We start from the raw sequence: 16,447 nt of genomic DNA, 5'->3' as shown, positions 1-16,447 counted from the left end.
GCATGGGGAGGCCCTACGCCCTGAAAAACAAAAACAAAGAGAGCTTATTTAACCTGCGGACTGTGGCCCTGACTGCGGGGGCAAGGGGGGCTCGCCTGTGGAGAAGGGGTTCCGAGCGGTGGGTAACTGCGGGTGCTTGCGAGACACTGCCGCGCCCCCGCCCAAAGCTTGCATTGTGATAACCGGACATCGTACCGTGTGCGTTCCTGCACATACCTCGGCCAGTTCTTCAATTTTCAAACAGGCGGGGTTTTTTAACACTGCGTAATGGCTTTTTTATGTTCAATAGCAGTCAGCGGAACCGCATTTTCAGGGGCTTTAGCCCCTACAAGCCGCCCACTGATGTATATATTTCCACCAATCGGCGGGCGGCGGAACACGCCCATTTAGCCCTGAGACTGGATCACCCCCTTCCCTGCTAAACCGGCTTTTAAGGCTTTCAGCGTTCAGAGGTAGATAAACGCCTTAGCGCGGCATTGTCTTTCAGCGCCTTCAAGTCTTCAGACCCATAGGATTCGATGATTTCCAGACGCTGGCGCGATAGATAGGTGCCAGCAGGGGTTATCAGGTGATGGCCATTCATTCGCCAGCCATCCCAGTAGCGGGTAAAGATGGTTGGCAGCTCCCGTCCAACTGCCATCCTCATGACTCGTTTGCATACGTCAGGGATCTTTTTACCGCCATCCCATAGTGTGACCTCTGTCACAGAAACAAAACAAAGTTTTGCTGTTTCCTCTTCACTTAAACCGCATTCAAACCACCGAAATATAAAGTTTTTTGTGATATTACGTTGCATCCGTTCATTCTCGTCCGAAACTGACAACATCGTCAGCGGGGACGGAATCGGCCCTTTAAACGTAATCATGAATTATGCGCGGTGTTGTATTTATGAGTCCCAGGGCATGGTCAATCAAGGATTGCCTTTAGGTCCAACATGTTGGTTATGAGTGCAGTTTTATTGTTCACCACTGGTTATCAATCATATGTTCGGTCCTGGTCGAGCAAGTGATCCAGCGGCTTGCGGCTGGCACTCTCGTGACGTTCCCGGTTACCGGTGTGCAGGTACTTGGAGGTGGTGTCGATGCTGTCGTGTCCCGCATCGGCTTGTACGTGGGATAAAGGCCGGCCGTGCAGATTGATGTCATGGGTGATACCGGTGTGGCGAATGGAGTGCGGCGTCAGGGTTCGCATTTCAGCGGCATCCTGATCAAAACCGTCTTGTTCGGCAAGGCTTGCGGCCTGTTCAAATACCGCCATTACCAGGTCTCGTAGCTGGCGGATACCCAGATTGGCATTGAGTTCGCCTTGTTCGCGGCCATGGGCCGCCGCCTTGTGGCGTACGAACAGCGGTGTCTGCTCTCCGGGGGCCGGCAGTGGCGAAAGTCCAAGAAAGGTACGATAGCGAGCCAGGGCTTCGAGCAGAGCCTGAGAAACGGCCACGGTGCGACGTTTACCGCCTTTGCTGCGGGGAATGTCATAACCCCAGACGCCCGTTTTGGCGTCACGTCGAAACTGGCCCATGACGGGGCTGAAACCCGGCCTGGCCGCCACCTCGGAAATCCGCAGATAACAGGCATACATCAGACAGATGAGAAAGCGGCTGCGCTCATGTTGTGCCGGGCATTCGGCAGCGAGCTGTTCGGCGGCTTGCATCACATAGGACCATTGCAGCTCGGTGAAGGATTGCGCATCTTCACCAGCCTCCTGGGGGCCCGCACGTTTAACCCGCTGCAGCAGGAGAGCCGGATTGCGATCCATGTACTCCTCCTGGATGAGAAACTGGAAGAAGGCGGACAAAATGGCGAGTTTTGTCTTCATCGCCTGCTCACTCAGTCGATACGGCAGCTCCCGGCCCAGTTCCCGCTTGCCCAGAAACGGACGCCACAGGGGGTTTGGCAACCGTTCCCCCCACTCCTTGTCGAGCACGAACTGGGCGACGTTGCGGTAGGCAATCAGTCCGGACGGTGGCGCCTGGCAATAGTCGAGATAGCGCATCATGATGCGTCTGGTGAGATCCCTGGGGCTGATGGCCACCTCGCAAAAACACCAGTGCAAAAAAGTGGTCAGCTCACTGCGATAGGTCTTGTAGTTGTTTTCGCTGTGGCGCTGCTCCAGCAGCCAGTCGACGGCCAGCTCATAGACGATCCCCGCGTCGGGGACCTTGCCAAGACTCAGGGTGGCGAGGTACTGGTTGACCTGGGGATTGCCCGCCTCAAGGTGGTCCACGCTATCGAACAGCGGCATGGCGGGTGGAAGTGCTGGCTGAGTCATGATGGTGTGTGATGTCGGTTGAATGTTTTGAACGTGGCCGCACCCCCCTGATGCCGATAAATGGGGTTATCGGCATCAGGGCTTGCAGTGCGCCTTGGGGGCAACGACCTGAGGCATCTTGCTGTGATACCCCATGATGACGAGCAATCGGCATATTCAATGAATATGCAGTGTGGTTGGAAAATCCTCGGGGAAAATAGTCGTGGCAATGACTTAAGTTGCATTTTTCATGAATGAGATAGCGGGTTCTGCCTCACATCCCCTTCCCCGCCCTTTCGTCTCAAGCCACGTTCTTCAGGGGCTTCCCCTTTGGCAGTTCAGTATCCAGCTTGTCTTCTTTGGGGGGATTCCCCTGCCCTTTTCCACCGCGCAATACCTGCTGCAACTGATCCCGCTGCTCGGCCAGATAAAAGGCCAGACTCTCCTGCTGCTCCGGTGCAAGCGCGACCGGCGCACCCGCCAGCAGTGTCATCAGCTCATCGGCGGTGTCCAGCAGTTTGTCATAGGCATCCGCCTCTTTCTTGCTGGCAAAGGTCATCTTCTCCACTCCCCCACGTACCACAACATACTTGATCTCAACGGCCATCGCGGCGCCCTCCTGATGATAGTGATTGCAAGTATATGTACGTATATACAGTATTGCAAATACCCTCAGCATGTCGGCTTGCATCGCCAGCCCCTGCTTGGCTGGCGGCGGCCAGTTCACAGCGGAAAACACGTCTTTTCAAAGGGGGCTGTGCAGCGCGGCAAGACAGGGCTGGCGTTTTAAGGTAAATTTCATCAATTCCTTCAACAGGTTGAATCGTATGTCGGATCCGCACTCGGTGATTGTCTGTCCGGCCTGTGACTTGCTGATCGAACGCAAGTTGCTGCCGCTGCGCCGTCACGCCCATTGCCCCCGCTGTCATCAGCATCTGTATGGGCGCTATGCCTTTCGCCCTTCCCAGTTGATGGCGCTGACCATCACCGGATTCCTGTTGCTGCCTTCCGCGTTTTTTGAGCCTTTGATCTATCTTCGTCTGGCGGGCGTGAACTCGGACGCCAACCTGATCAAGGGAATTATGATGCTGTATGCCGAGAGCGAGCTCTGGGTGGCAACACTGGTGCTCTGGTGCGCCGTGCTGGCGCCGACAGGGCTGCTGCTCGGGATCTTTGCCCTCGCCTCCGGCCTGGCCAAGCGCTGGCATCTGCTGGCGTGGACCCTCAAAGCGGTCGAGGTATTTCGCCACTGGGCCATGCTGGAGGTGTACATCGTCAGCCTGCTGGTCGCCCTGTTCAAGCTTATCGACATCGCCGACGTGCGCCTGGGAGGTGGTCTGCTGAGCCTGGGTTGTCTGATGCTGCTCAACATGACGCTGCTGATCCTCTTTGATCCTGCCCCTTACTGGGAGCGGATTCCGCTGCAACATGCCTCCCGGGAGCCGGACCATGTCCCCGATCAGCGCCCGTGAACTGGGGCTTTGCCGCTGCCATACCTGCGGGTTGCTGGTGCGCCATCAACACGGCATGAGCTGCCCTCGTTGTCATACCCCCTTGCAGATGCGCATCCCCCATTCCCTCGCCTGGTCATGGGGCCTGCTGGCGCTGGCCACCTTCATGTTGTTGCCTGCAAACCTGCTGCCCATCACTCACTTCTACAACAAGGGATTATTGCAGTCCGATACCATTTTCAGCGGTATCATGGCGCTCTATCGCAGCAAGATGTCCGGCATCGCCACCATAGTACTGACGGCTAGCATCATCGTGCCCATCGGCAAGATCCTGGGTCTTGGCTGGATCTGCTGGCAGTTGCAGCGCAGCAAGCCGGTGCGCCGCAAACGCCAGCTCGTCATGTACCGCATCATCGATTTCATCGGACGCTGGTCCATGCTGGACCTGTTCGTCATCTCGCTGATGGTGGCCCTGGTGGATCGCGGCGTGCTGCTCAACGTGCGTGCCGGCCCCGGGGCGACGGCATTCGCCGGCGTGGTGGTGCTCACCATGATGTCGGCCAGGATGCTCGATACCCGCCTGTTGTGGGACAAGGCGGCCCGTTAATGTTTTTTGTGTCGAACGCGCTGTGCATCACAGCCAATGTAAGGAGTCGGTATGGTCGGGGCTGAGCCCGTCATTGAGAAGCACCGCTGGTTATCCCCGGTCTGGTTGCTGCCCTTCATCGCCCTCTTGCTGGCGGGAGGCTTTCTCTACCAGCAGTGGACGAGCAGTGGTCAACTCATTCGCATCAACTTTGCCCAGGGCAACGGTATCTTGCCGGGCAAGACCCAGTTGCGCTATCAGGGGGTCGCCATCGGCGTGGTCCAGGAGCTGGAACTGGCACAGGATGGTCGCAAGATTGCGGTGCTGGCCAAGGTGGACAGCCGTGCCCGCACCCTCATACGCAAGGGCTCCGACTTCTGGCTGGTGAGTCCCAAGGCGTCACTGACCGAGATCTCCGGCCTGGACACCCTGGTGTCCGGCAACTACATCAACCTGCAACCCGGACGGGAGAACAACCCGCTGGAGGATGAGTTCGATGCCCTGGATGGCCCTCCCCCCGGTTATCAGGCCCAAGGGCGAACCCTGCACCTGACAGCCGATTCTCTGGGGTCGGTGGGCATCGGCGCCAAGATCTATTTCCGCGGGCTGGAGGTGGGCAGTGTCATCAACACCCGTCTTGGGGAAGAGAACCAGAACGTGATCCTGGATCTGGTGATCGAGCCGCGCTTCGAGCACCTCGTCAAGGCGGATACCCGCTTCTGGAACATCAGCGGTATCAAGGGCTCCTTCAGCCTGGCTGGCGTCAGCGTGGAGGCGGGCAGTCTCACCTCCATCCTGAGCGGCGGCATTGCGTTTGACTCCCCCAAGGATTCTCCCGTGGCGCAAAAGGGGGTCAACTTCACCCTCTACAAGGGGCTGGCCGAGGCCGCCCGGGGTGAGCGCATCACCATCCAGGCGGGGACTCTGCCCATCAAGGAAGGGATGCCCATCCTCTATGAGGGCATCGAGATTGGACGCATCGACCCCATTCGCCTCACCGAACAGGGGCGGAGCGTGACGGCCCTCATCAACCCCGAGCAGGCGTTCCGGGTGACCGGCAAGAGTCGTCTGGTGTGGGAGACGGTCTCTCTCTCCCCTGCCGGGATCAAGCATGCGGATCGTCTGCTGGCCGGGCCCGCCATTCGTCTGGACTATGAACCCGGTGAACGGGTCAACACCATGACCCTGGAGAGCCAGGCACAGCGCGGCGGCATCAAGCTGACCCTGCAGGCAGAGGATCTCGCCGGTTTGAGCGAAGGGGCTCCGCTCTGGTTCAAGGGGTTGCAGATAGGTCAGCTCGGGGCACTGACCCTGGATGCCGGCGGCAATGCCAGTGTCGAGTTGCTGGTGAACGAGCGTTATCGCCATCTGCTGCAACGGGCTCGCTTCTATCGCGCCGCCCCCTTGCAGGTGGAGGCGGACCTCAGCGGTATCAAGGTGGAGACCAGCCCGGCCAGTGCCTGGTTGGCGGGGGGCATCAAGCTGGTACAGGCTGCGAAGGGTGACAGGATTGACCGCCTCTACCCCAGCCAGGAGCTGGCCCTGCTTGGGAGCCGCCATGCCAAAGCGGTCAGCTGGACGCTGCGTGCCGCTCAGGCTGATGGTATCGGTGTGGGCTCCCCCGTCTTCTACCTGGGACTGGAAGCGGGCAAGGTCAAGGCGCTGGATGCCGATGATCGCGGTGTGGCCATCACCCTGGAGATCGATGCCATCTATGCTCCTTTGCTCAAGCAGCAACCCCAGTTCTGGAAGAAGGCCGCCATCGACGGCAAGATCCGGCTCGACGGCGTGCAGGTCAAGATGGGGAACCTCGCCACCCTGCTGCGTGGCGCCATCGAATTCGACAAGCTGGGGACAGGTCGCAGCAGTCATCAGCTCTTTGACAGCAAGGAGCAGGCAAGCTCCCAGGTGCGCACCCTCACCCTCACGGCGGATCACAACCCGGGTCTCGGGGTCGGCAGCCCCATCCGCTATCGCGGAGTGGACATCGGCAAGGTGGAGCAGGTGGAACTGGATCCGACCCTGGGCCAGGTAAGCTTCAAGGCCGAGCTGAATGAGCAATATGCCGCGCGCTTCCTGCAATCCGGGGCGCGCTATGCCCTGGTGCAGGCCAAGGTCGGGCTGGGGGGGGTTGCCCACCTCGATACCCTGATCAAGGGGGCCTTTGTGGAGGCGACGCCGGGCCGGGGGGCTGGCAAGGAGACCTTCCCCTTGAGCCAGAGTGGCCCCGCCGGTCTTGCCCTGACCCTCAAGAGCCCCTCCGTCGATGGCATCAGCGTGGGCAGCCCCCTGCTGTTTCGCAAGATGGTGGTGGGCAGCGTCACCGGCGTGACCCTGGCCCGGGATGGCAGCGAGGTACTGATCGATGTGAATGTGGATGGACAGTACGCCCATCTGATACGCGCCAACAGCCGCTTCTGGAATGTCTCCGGGGTTAAGGCCGATATCGGGCTGACCGGTGGCACCATTGAGGTCGAAACGGTGCAAAGCCTGCTGGCGGGCGGGATTGCCTTCAATACGCCGGAGCGGGAGATGGGCGCGACCGTCAAGGCGGGCCATCGTTATCCGCTCCATGCCAAGGCGGAAAAAGAGTGGCTGGAGTGGAGTCCCCGCATCTTGCCCTGAGTTATTCCCCTGCTCGTCAAAAACCGGCCTTGTGCCGGTTTTTTTATGGCCTCATGGACTCTCCCATCAAGAAGGGCGGCGCACTGTGGTAAGATGTCGCCCCTCATTTTGGGTCAGCGAGATTGCGCCGTGCACGACAACACCTACCTCCCCGATCACTTCCTGCGTCACATTGCGGAGTTCATGCCATCCCATCTCTCCATGGAGGCATTCGTGGCGAGTTGCCGGCAGCCGCTGCGGCGCAGCATCCGGGTCAACACCCTCAAGGTCACGGTATCCGAGTTTGTCGCCCGCATGGCGCCGCTTGGCTGGCAGCTGGATCCCGTGCCCTGGTGTGAAACCGGCTTCTGGCTCACCCGCAGTGATGAGAGCGTTCCCCTTGGCAACACGGCCGAGCATCTGTGCGGCCTCTTCTATATTCAGGAAGCGAGCTCCATGTTGCCGGTGACGGCGCTCTTTGCCAGTGAGCAAACCAGAGGGGATGGCATGTTGCTGGACGCGGCCGCCGCCCCTGGCTCCAAGACTACCCAGATCGCGGCGCTGATGGAGAACCGCGGCATGCTGATCGCCAACGAGTTTTCCAGCAGCAGGCTGAAAGTGCTGAGCGCCAATATCCAGCGCTGCAGTGTGACCAACGTCGGCATGACCCATTTCGATGCCAAGGTCTTTGGCCAATGGCTGCCGGAAACCTTCGACGCCATCCTGCTCGACGCCCCCTGCTCCGGCGAGGGGACGGTGCGAAAAGATGAAGACGCACTGCGCAACTGGAGCCTGGAGAGCATCGAGGAGATCGCCGCGGTGCAGCGTGGCCTGCTGGAGAGTGCTTTTCACGCCCTCAAACCCGGCGGCGTACTGGTCTACTCCACCTGCACCCTGAGCCTGCAAGAGAACCAGGACGTCTGCCAGTCACTGCAAGAGAAGTTCGGCGATGCCTTCAGCTTTGACTCGTTGGCCGATCTCTTTCCGGGAGCGGAGAAAGCCTGTACGCCGGAGGGATACCTGCATGTGTGGCCCCAGATCTTCGACAGTGAGGGCTTTTTCGTTGCCCGGTTGCACAAGCATCACTCCGTGCCCAACACCATGTTCAAACCTGGCAAGCTCGGCAAGTTCCCCTTCTCACCGCTGCCAGAGAAAGAGGCCGGCCCCATGCTGCGGGAGATTGAAGGGAATTTTGGCATCGTGCCCCATGGCCAATTGTTTGGCCGCAATGACGAGATCTGGCTCTTCCCTCACGCCTTCGAGCAGGTACAGGGGAAGCTGCGTTTCGATCGCATCGGCATCAAGCTGGCTGAAACCTTCAAGAAGGGATATCGATTGACCCATGAATGGGCTCTGGCTTACGGCCATGAGGCGAGCAAGGGATGCGTCGAGCTGGATGCCGCCAATGCCCGTGAATTCATGATGGGACGAGATGTCTGGCCAGAGCAGGATGCCGGGAGTGGGGAAGTGATCGTTCGTTACCAGGGGCACCCGCTCGGCATGGGGAAATGGGTGGGGAGTCGCATCAAGAATGCCCTGCCCCGGGAGCTGGTACGGGACAACAACCTGTTCTATGCGTGAGAGTGGGGTTGCTCGAGCAAAAACAGCGCCTGTTCGAGTCTGAAAAACCCCCACTCTGGTTGAACTTTTATCCGGTTCTTGAAATGCCTAGAGCCTTGTCTAAGCTTAAGGCTATCCGCATACCAGTTAGCGCACGGCTCTGCAAGGAGCCAATTCCCCTATGCCAGGTACAAGGAATTCGTACCTGGCTTTTTTTGTCTTCCTTTTTCAACCATGCCGGCACGATACCATCGTCTATTCGAGCATGTCTGCCGACTCGGGGAGATCGCTCTGCTGCGCGTTGGTCGTTTGTTGCAGCTCGTGCTGATAGAGCAGATCGATCGCCTGCTCGATGATGGAGGCCTGACTGTCTTCCAGTTGTTGCCCCAGCATGGCCAACCGCTCTGCATGACGATTGCTTATCCAGCATTGCAACCGGCTGTGGGTTTCCTGCTTGCGCTTCACGTGCTGGCGCTGCCGTTCGGCATTCTCTTGCGCAGCGCTTTTTTTCAATTCCTGGCTGCCATGACCCTCTGACACATCATTGTCGCGAATGTTATCTCTCATTTTTCGTTGGCATCTTCTACGAAAGTAAATCGGATTACGACTCCCCCACCGTCATGATGTCTGTGGAGGACGGATTGAATATACCATCAGATCAACAGGATATCATTTAACATAAAAAAGGCATAAGCGCGGTTTGGGTGCCAGCCAGACTACTCGCCCCTATCGTCATCAACCCCACTGCCAGCGCGGTCCCTGTGCTGGCGCAGTACTTTTTTAGGGCGTCGTACCAAGCGGCTTTCACACCTGGAGTCTTTGCTCTGACCGCTTGCAGCGAAATCATGACTTCTAAAGGGTCTAGTCCTGCCCCTTCAGCAAGAAAAATTGCTGTTTCATCAGTGAATTGTGCTCGACCTTTATTTATGCCAGCGATGTAAGCACTGCTAAAACCGAGGTCTTGGCACACTTGTGCATAACTGGTGTAGTTTTTGGCCCTCATGTAGGCCTCCATCAGCGTTTTCGAGTCCATTTATCTACCCTCATTTTTATTCAAATCGATCTTATCACAGCATCTTACGCTCTCATTCCGCACGTTGTAATAAGTTAGCGCCTCACATATAAGTCATTCGAACTTACTACTTAGTGAGCGTGTGACATGGAACGCCAGACCCTACAGCAAGAACCCCCTGTTTACCACGTCTGCCAGCAATGCGGCGGCGATGGCTGCGAGGCATGTTCTGACCTCTGCATTCTGGAAGGTGAAATCGAGCTCGACCCTGAATTGGATGACGAGCTTCCTTCCGTTACGCCGATAAATGGGGTTATCGGCATCAAGTCAAAGCCCCGTTTCTTTGGCCCCGGCGCCATTGATGACCGTTCCCTCGCTCAAATCGCTCATGACGACATGGTCATGCGCGGTGACTTCGAGGTGTAGACATGAGCCTCCACGTCTTGTCCTACTTCGGCCTCCTCGCCATCGCTGTCCTGGCTCACTTCTTCATTGAGTGGTACCGGAGGCAAAGATGAGCACCTTCCCTTCCTACGCCGCCCAGCGCAGCCTCGACGGCTCCCGCAAGGCTGTCATCTCTCACTCTAGCCGCTCCCCTGCCCTCGCGGGGCTCAAGGGCGAAGAGTATTACATGGCCCTGCGTAGCACCCCAGCCTACATGGCCATGCTCCGCGAGCAGTGGGCACAAGAAAACAACGTGCAACTTGATGTTGCAACCAAGTGGTGGAAAGTCCAGGCGGCCGAGGAGCCCGCCCCCGTTCTGCGTGCCTCCCCTGCCCCGTTCAGCCCCGAAGCCCAAGCCGACAAGTTCGCAGCCTTGCCCATCGGCACTGCCGAGGATGCCAAGTTGCGCGAGCGCGTCGTGCTCCGTCATCCCTCATGCGTAGGATGGTTCACCCATGTCTATCAATCGCGTAATGCGTTACTGGGCGTACAAGCTGCTAACGAGGCAGCACGCCGACTGGACCAGTCTCTGTCTGTTCATGGTGAGCTGGGCGAGTTTCGTTATTCTGCCGATGATGACGGCGTGGATACCTTTGCCACACGATTCGCTGAGCATACCGGTCGACTGGTTGCTACAAGATCTCATGTGGTTGCTCTCCGCTTGGTTGTGGCACTGGCTCATGAGTACGGGCTTAACCCTGTGGCTACAGTCACCCAGGAACAGGAAGATGACCCCTATCCGACCCTTAATCGCTGGGCCGATATGGCATGGGTTCGTCGCCGCCTTCGTGCTGTGTCAGCTCGCCGTTTATACGATGCCGCTCGGGAACATGCCCTTATCAGCGCAAGACTGGCGGCATATACAACTGATCTCTCTGTTGCTCGGCGTGCTTACCGGCTCGCTCGCAATGATGAAACCCTGTCTGCGCTGGTTGCGCACAATGCGGACGATGTATTCGACGCGGTAGGCATGAAAGAGGCCGTCGACGCCAGCACCAGCAACCGTACCAACCGCCGCGCCGAGCTGATGACCCGCCTCCGTGGTTTCGAAGAGTGCGCCAAAGAGCAACGTCATGTTGCAATCTTCCTGACCTTTACGTGTCCCAGCCGCTTCCACTCCGTGCACCGCAACGGCACCAGTAACCAGAACTGGATCGATGCAGGTCGCCCGACCGTCAGGGCCGCCCAAGGCTGGCTTATCAACGCCTGGAACAACATCCGCAAGCGCGCCAATGAGGCCGACATCAAGCCTTACGGCTTTCGGTTCGCCGAGCCCCACCACGACGGCACTCCGCACTGGCACGCCGTCCTGTTCATGTCTATCCGTGACGCCAAGGACTACCTCAAAATCTGCCGCGAGCAGATGCTCGCTGACTCCGGCAACGAGCCGGGCGCAAAGCAACACCGCTTCAAGGTCGTGTTCATCGACCCGCGCAAGGGCTCGGCCTGTGGCTACTGCTCCAAGTACGTGGCCAAGAATATCGACGGCTATGCCGTGGGCAAAGACCATGAGGCCGGCAAGCGTGCCAAGGCCATCGACACCGCCTCCCGCGTCGATGCGTGGAAATCCGACAACCGTATCCGCCAGTTCCAGCAAATCGGCGGCCCCTCAGTCACTGCGTGGCGCGAGTTCCGCCGCCTGCGCACCGAACTCGACCAGGAAAATCCGATGTTCAATGACCTGACCCCCGAGCAGCACTTCGCGCTCGAAAACGTCCGCAAAGCCGCCGATGCCGGAGATTGGGCCGCCTTCTGCTGCGCCATGGGTGGCGTCCAGGTGCGCCGCGCTGACCAGACCGTGAAGGTTCAGTACGGCATTCCCGAGGCCATGATGATGCTCTGCGACGAGGATGGGGTGCTGATGCATACCCCACGCAAGAGCAAGACCCAGTACGGCGACAAGGCCGCCCTGCGGGCCATGGGTCTGATGTACTGCGACGTCTTCCTGCTTACCCGCGCCAAGGACTGGCTTATCACCTCGAAGGAGAAGTGGGAGGCCGCCTGCAAGAAGACCATGGAGGGTATCGCCGAGCAGTTCGACACCCTGCACGACGAGAAGGTCTACCAGTTCATGGAATATGAGGCCTATGAAGCGATGCGGCAGGTGGCCATTTGTGATCACCAGTCCCGTGTCTGGCTCCTGTATCCCGACACCGACCGCCTCGCGGGGCCCCCTCCGGGGTGCGAGCCGGACGGTGTCGGCTTGGACCCGTGTCATTAACTGTCCTGTCTTTACCAAAACCCAATAACCGGAGAAGCGAAAATGGAAATTGTTGGAAACATCATGGATGCCGACGACATCGTGCTGAGTACCCGTAACCGAAACGGCACCGATGTGCAGGTCGGTTCGTTCAAGTTCATGACCACCAAGCCCACCTCGGTGATTGAGGTCGGCCTGAGCGAGGAACAGGTCAAGGGCAACATGCACGTCGAACTCAAGGCGTTGGTCGGTAGCCGTATCACCCTCCAGCTCGAATACGTCGACAGCGCCTACGCCGGTGCTCAGGGCCAGCACAAGCAGTTCAACGGCTTCCGCCTGTTCGCCCTGCCCAACAACGCGAAGAAGGCCTAACCCATGCGCTGCGTCCAGGTTACCGCCGAAGGCTTCCTGCAAGCCGTTGATGTGGCACTCGACCAGTGCCAAGGCGCGTATCTGGTCGAGCAACAAGACATAGCTTCCATGGTCGCGTGGCTCGACCCTGCAACCGTGGGCTATGGCACTTTGGCGGCCCTTCTGGGTGCCGCTTTTACGGGCGTGATAACGGTCTACTACTCCTCGTGGGCGTGGGCTCGTGTCCGCTCAATCATCCTGATGAGATAAGGAAAGTCACATGAACAACTTCAACATGAAGAAGCTGACCATCATCGCCGCCATGCTGCTGTCTGCTGGTGCTGCCAATGCCGCTGGTGAAGGCAGTATCGACCTGGCCGGCGTTCAGACCGCCTTCCTGGCCACCATCGCCGCCATCACCGTGTTCGTGGGTGCGGCGGGTCTGGGTAAGGCCGGACTGGGCGCGGTGATCTGGGGCTGGCGTAAGGCGGTGTCTGTCGTCAGCGGACGGTAACACCATGTTGCACCCCAAAGGGGCGGCTCACGCCGTCCCTTTTTTATTGGAGAGGACGCCATGGTTTGGGCTCCCATAATGTTTATCACAGGGTTGGTGCTGGCGTATGCGTACATATCAGGAAGTAATTCGCGCCATTAGTGTGCGCTGGTTAATCAAGAATGCCCTCAGGATGGTCATATATTTCCTCAATCCGTTCAGATTGATTAAGTGGTTTATTTATATTGCACTGGGAGCCGTATTTCTCGGTGTGCTCACCCTTGTTGTCGGCAATTATGTTCATGCGGCTGAGTGGGTTCCTGCCAAAACAACCATGTTATATAGCTGTGATATCCCATCCTATTCAGTGAGTCTTTCAGGTCAGTCAAATCAGCTTGCTTGCCCTCAAGCTGCTGTCAGTGCTCTTGCTCAAAAATATAATTGCAAGCCTGCGGCAGAGGTAATTTATATTTTTTACATGTCTACGGGAAACCAAGAAACATGGCAGGTTAAGGCTAAGTATCCAGCTCAATGCACTAATTATGTTGCCCTTACATTTGTGCAGTATAAAAATTCCGGATATGTTTGCCCTCCTGATGGTAATCCAGACTTTACTATGGGGCCAATAGTTAATAACCATGGGACGGTCTGTGAGAAGAAGCCTATTCAATGTCTTATTGGCTCTGTTAAGGAAACAAACATAATTACTGGGAAGGAGTTTTGCCGCCCTATCTGCGAAGGCATAGCAGGTAATACTCTCCAAAACGTCTCTTATTTCCAATCAAACTTTGGTTCTGTTCAAATCCAGTGTTATGGGCAGTGCTCTATTCAACCATCTGGTGTGTCTGTCAGTTCTGGCCAGACCCCGAACATCTACACCGGTGATATCAAGTTCACAGGTCAGAACTGTCCAGTTCAGACAAACGGACAAACGGACACGGTTGACCAGGCGGGAGAAATTCAGCCTCCTACCTCTTCAGATGCAACCAATGCCGCTCAGAACCAACTCCAGAATGCAGCAAGCAATGCTACATCTTCACAGGTTGCGGGTGCACAAGGAACGGCTGATCTCAATCAGGTCGTCGATAAGCTTGCAGAGACTCATAACAAGTCAGAGAAGAGCAAGGCCGAGCAGAACGCCGCCTTGGGTAAGGTCATTCAGAACACCGGCAAAGATATTCAGGCATCTATCAAAGAGGCCCAATTGTCAGCCTCACAAGGAAGCGCTGGCGCCAGTCTTGGCCAGGCTCAGACGGCCAATGCCATCAAGGACGGTAACGCCCAGTTGGGTACCAAGCTGGACGCCATCAAGGATGCTATCGAGGCGGGGAATGGTGAGGAAGGTGAGGAGGAGCCAGACCCTACCCTCCCTCCAGGTGATACCCAAATCAGCGTTGACCCCAATGACGTCAATCCTCACCCGAATGACTGGTCAACACGTAATTACGGCACCGTCATGCAACATCACGTTGCAGCCATGAACGAACTGCCTTTGTTCACCAGTATGGGCCAGTTCTTCCAGATCAATATGAGCGGTGGTTCATGCCCCACGTTCAGTCTCAGTTTGCCAGAGATAGGCGGCGTGGGCGGTAATACGCTTCTGTTCGACGTGTTCTGTAGTGAGGAGTTCAGGCAGTTGTTTGTGATTATTGCGCTCTGCGTGAAACTGCTCGGCTTGGCTGCGGGCTTTAGAATCGCCTTCTTGGATTAAGGAGTCGGATATGGAATTGCTCAGATCATTCAGGGATTGGCTCAGGGATATGATTGAAAGTGTCATCCTCTGGGTTGTGGGTCTGTTTCAAGCTGTGTTCAAGTGGTTTGAGGATATTCTTCTCACCACTGTTGAGAAGATATTGGAAGGCATCCGGTTTGTTATTGCCCACATCCCGATGCCAGACATTCTTCAATATTCGCTGCAAGACCTGTTCAATATCATTCCGAGCGATGTTATCTACCTCCTGAATATGTCGGGTATATCCGAGGCGATGATGTTTATATCACTCGGTTTCGCCTTCCGAATGGTTCGCAAGGTTGCCACGTTGTTCCAATGGTAATGGAATTGCGTGACGGTATTAATATGTTAAATAGGGGCCTAACATGCTGATATTTCATGAGGGATTGCCGGGCAGTGGCAAAAGCTATGAGGCACTTGTGTCCCATATTATCCCGAGGCTTAAAGATGGTCGGACGGTCGATGCGTACATCGAGGGCCTGAATTTTGAGAAGATAGCCGAGCTGTGTGAAATCACCCTCGAAGAGTGTCAGGAGCGCTTGAAGCAAATCACCAGGGAACAGGTGTTCAATATTCATGAGCATGTGCGTGACAAGAGCCTCGTTATCATCGACGAGGCCCAGAACTTCTGGCCTACTGGACGGACTCGATTGCCTGACCCGATCATCCAATTTGTCACCGAACACCGCCACCGTGGCCTTGATGTGGTCCTGATGGGGCAGAACCTCAATGACGTACACAGCATGTGGCGAAATCGCATAGACAAGAAGTTTGTCTTTATGAAGCTGGATGCTGTGGGTCAGGACAAACGTTATTCCTGGACGTCTTACAAAGGCTCCCTGCGTGGCAGTGGCCAGCGTACCCGCATCGAGTTCGAGAAGCTGACCGGAGGCTTCAAAGTCTATGACCCCAAATACTTCGGCAGCTACGCCAGCACCACCACTGAAGACAATGAAATGGGGTCATATAAAGATGACCGTACCAATATATTCAAGTCTGCCAAGTTCAAGTTCGGGATGCCCATATCGTTGCTGCTCTTCATCGGCGGCTTGTGGTTCTGCCTGGATTTGCTCTTCAACTTCACCGAGAAGACAGGGGTTGAGCAGACCATGAAGGAGCAAGAGCAACCTCATGTTGCATCAGCGTCCCCTCCCCCTGCGCAACCGGCATCGCCTTCTCCTCCGCCACCGCCCAAGGTGGATGACCTCTTCATCCAGTCGATAGACGGTTTCAAGCCGGTGCTCACCTCGCAGACGGTCGTCAATGGCATTCTGCTCGATGCCTGGATCGAGGTGTGGGATGACAAGGACAACTCTGTCGGCATGTGGCGTTCGTCTGACCTGACCCAGCTTGGCTGGACGGTTGCCATGAAGACCTACGGCTTGGTGATCACCAAGGGCAAGGTCACCATGCTCATCCGAGAGCGCAACACCGTGCCGGATACCAAGCGGGATAGCATCACCGCCTCCGCATCCGGCGTCGTGGAGAAGGCTCTTTAGTGATTCCTGTCTCGTGCGTTGCGTCCAAAGCGTCCCTTGGCGTCTCCGCTCGCCGGTGTAGGTGTGCAGCAGGCGCCCTCCCCTGAGCCCAATCGGCGGGTGGGGTTGCCGGTTGAGTAGAGGCCTTGCACTGGCAGTTATCCACGGTGCGGCGTGACTTATCCATCAGGCAGTCCCCCGATCTTGCGAAGCAAGAAGTCCCTGTAGTTGAAGCCCCCGCCACCGAAGGGGGCGTGTTTTTTCCAACACAGCACCCGAGGCGTAA

The 16,447-nt window shown here is 57.1% G+C and carries 17 protein-coding genes; 12 read left to right on the top strand and 5 right to left on the bottom strand.

The features are described 5' to 3' along the window. Window positions 1-439: 439 nt before the first annotated feature. The 3 genes from I6L32_RS17555 to I6L32_RS17545 all read right to left on the bottom strand — a co-directional run bounded on the left by I6L32_RS17555 (window position 440) and on the right by I6L32_RS17545 (window position 2,857). On the bottom strand, window positions 440-796 hold the full coding sequence (locus I6L32_RS17555) for a DUF3653 domain-containing protein (RefSeq protein WP_216944262.1): 357 nt from the start codon (window positions 794-796) through the stop codon (window positions 440-442). 179 nt (window positions 797-975) lie between these two features. Next, entirely contained in the window at window positions 976-2,271 is a 1,296-nt protein-coding gene (locus I6L32_RS17550) for a site-specific integrase (protein WP_183148417.1), read from the bottom strand. A gap of 280 nt (window positions 2,272-2,551) precedes the next feature. Beyond that, complete coding sequence (locus I6L32_RS17545) at window positions 2,552-2,857, bottom strand: YebG family protein (RefSeq protein WP_216944261.1); 306 nt, start codon at window positions 2,855-2,857, stop codon at window positions 2,552-2,554. A 220-nt stretch (window positions 2,858-3,077) separates the two neighbouring features. On the opposite strand from I6L32_RS17545, the gene I6L32_RS17540 reads away from it, so the two are divergent. The 4 genes from I6L32_RS17540 (at window position 3,078) to rsmF (ending at window position 8,472) form a co-directional block, all read left to right on the top strand. Continuing rightward, on the top strand, window positions 3,078-3,722 hold the full coding sequence (locus I6L32_RS17540; protein WP_010674754.1) for a paraquat-inducible protein A: 645 nt from the start codon (window positions 3,078-3,080) through the stop codon (window positions 3,720-3,722). Beyond that, window positions 3,700-4,308, top strand: coding sequence for a paraquat-inducible protein A (locus tag I6L32_RS17535; protein WP_010674753.1), 609 nt, complete (start codon window positions 3,700-3,702; stop codon window positions 4,306-4,308). Before I6L32_RS17540 ends, I6L32_RS17535 begins: the two co-directional genes overlap by 23 nt. 51 nt (window positions 4,309-4,359) lie before the next feature. Next, window positions 4,360-6,912 carry an MlaD family protein gene (locus I6L32_RS17530; protein ID WP_216944260.1) on the top strand — a complete coding sequence of 851 codons (2,553 nt, stop codon included), beginning with the start codon at window positions 4,360-4,362 and terminating at the stop codon, window positions 6,910-6,912. A 129-nt stretch (window positions 6,913-7,041) separates the two neighbouring features. Further along, window positions 7,042-8,472, top strand: coding sequence for a 16S rRNA (cytosine(1407)-C(5))-methyltransferase RsmF (gene rsmF / locus I6L32_RS17525; RefSeq protein WP_216945209.1), 1,431 nt, complete (start codon window positions 7,042-7,044; stop codon window positions 8,470-8,472). A gap of 234 nt (window positions 8,473-8,706) precedes the next feature. Here rsmF and I6L32_RS17520 read toward each other — a convergent pair whose 3' ends face one another. Beyond that, window positions 8,707-9,018 carry a RepB family protein gene (locus I6L32_RS17520; RefSeq protein ID WP_216944259.1) on the bottom strand — a complete coding sequence of 104 codons (312 nt, stop codon included), beginning with the start codon at window positions 9,016-9,018 and terminating at the stop codon, window positions 8,707-8,709. A 106-nt stretch (window positions 9,019-9,124) separates the two neighbouring features. Continuing rightward, window positions 9,125-9,484 carry a transcriptional regulator gene (locus tag I6L32_RS17515; protein ID WP_216944258.1) on the bottom strand — a complete coding sequence of 120 codons (360 nt, stop codon included), beginning with the start codon at window positions 9,482-9,484 and terminating at the stop codon, window positions 9,125-9,127. A gap of 126 nt (window positions 9,485-9,610) precedes the next feature. Between I6L32_RS17515 and I6L32_RS17510 the strand changes: the two genes are divergently transcribed. The 8 genes from I6L32_RS17510 (at window position 9,611) to I6L32_RS17475 (ending at window position 16,182) form a co-directional block, all read left to right on the top strand. Next, window positions 9,611-9,889 carry a hypothetical protein gene (locus tag I6L32_RS17510; RefSeq protein WP_216944257.1) on the top strand — a complete coding sequence of 93 codons (279 nt, stop codon included), beginning with the start codon at window positions 9,611-9,613 and terminating at the stop codon, window positions 9,887-9,889. Between the two features lie 88 nt (window positions 9,890-9,977). Next, entirely contained in the window at window positions 9,978-12,128 is a 2,151-nt protein-coding gene (locus tag I6L32_RS17505) for a replication endonuclease (RefSeq protein ID WP_216944256.1), read from the top strand. Between the two features lie 42 nt (window positions 12,129-12,170). Further along, window positions 12,171-12,479, top strand: coding sequence for a hypothetical protein (locus I6L32_RS17500; protein WP_216944255.1), 309 nt, complete (start codon window positions 12,171-12,173; stop codon window positions 12,477-12,479). 3 nt (window positions 12,480-12,482) lie between these two features. Next, window positions 12,483-12,728 carry a hypothetical protein gene (locus I6L32_RS17495; RefSeq protein WP_216944254.1) on the top strand — a complete coding sequence of 82 codons (246 nt, stop codon included), beginning with the start codon at window positions 12,483-12,485 and terminating at the stop codon, window positions 12,726-12,728. Window positions 12,729-12,738: 10 nt separating this feature from the next. Continuing rightward, a complete protein-coding gene (locus tag I6L32_RS17490; protein ID WP_216944253.1) occupies window positions 12,739-12,972 on the top strand; it encodes a hypothetical protein in 234 nt (77 codons plus the stop codon). Window positions 12,973-13,078: 106 nt separating this feature from the next. Further along, window positions 13,079-14,662: a hypothetical protein gene (locus I6L32_RS17485; RefSeq protein WP_216944252.1), complete on the top strand. Its 1,584-nt coding sequence runs from the start codon at window positions 13,079-13,081 to the stop codon at window positions 14,660-14,662. Between the two features lie 10 nt (window positions 14,663-14,672). Next, window positions 14,673-15,005, top strand: coding sequence for a DUF2523 family protein (locus I6L32_RS17480; RefSeq protein ID WP_216944251.1), 333 nt, complete (start codon window positions 14,673-14,675; stop codon window positions 15,003-15,005). Window positions 15,006-15,048: 43 nt separating this feature from the next. Beyond that, window positions 15,049-16,182, top strand: coding sequence for a zonular occludens toxin family protein (locus I6L32_RS17475; protein WP_216944250.1), 1,134 nt, complete (start codon window positions 15,049-15,051; stop codon window positions 16,180-16,182). Window positions 16,183-16,447 lie beyond the last annotated feature (265 nt).

The sequence above is a fragment of the Aeromonas sp. FDAARGOS 1402 genome (assembly GCF_019046925.1).
Lineage (GTDB): Bacteria > Pseudomonadota > Gammaproteobacteria > Enterobacterales > Aeromonadaceae > Aeromonas > Aeromonas caviae.
Note: the sequence above shows the minus strand (reverse complement) of the source record. Positions and strands in the feature narration are given on the sequence as shown.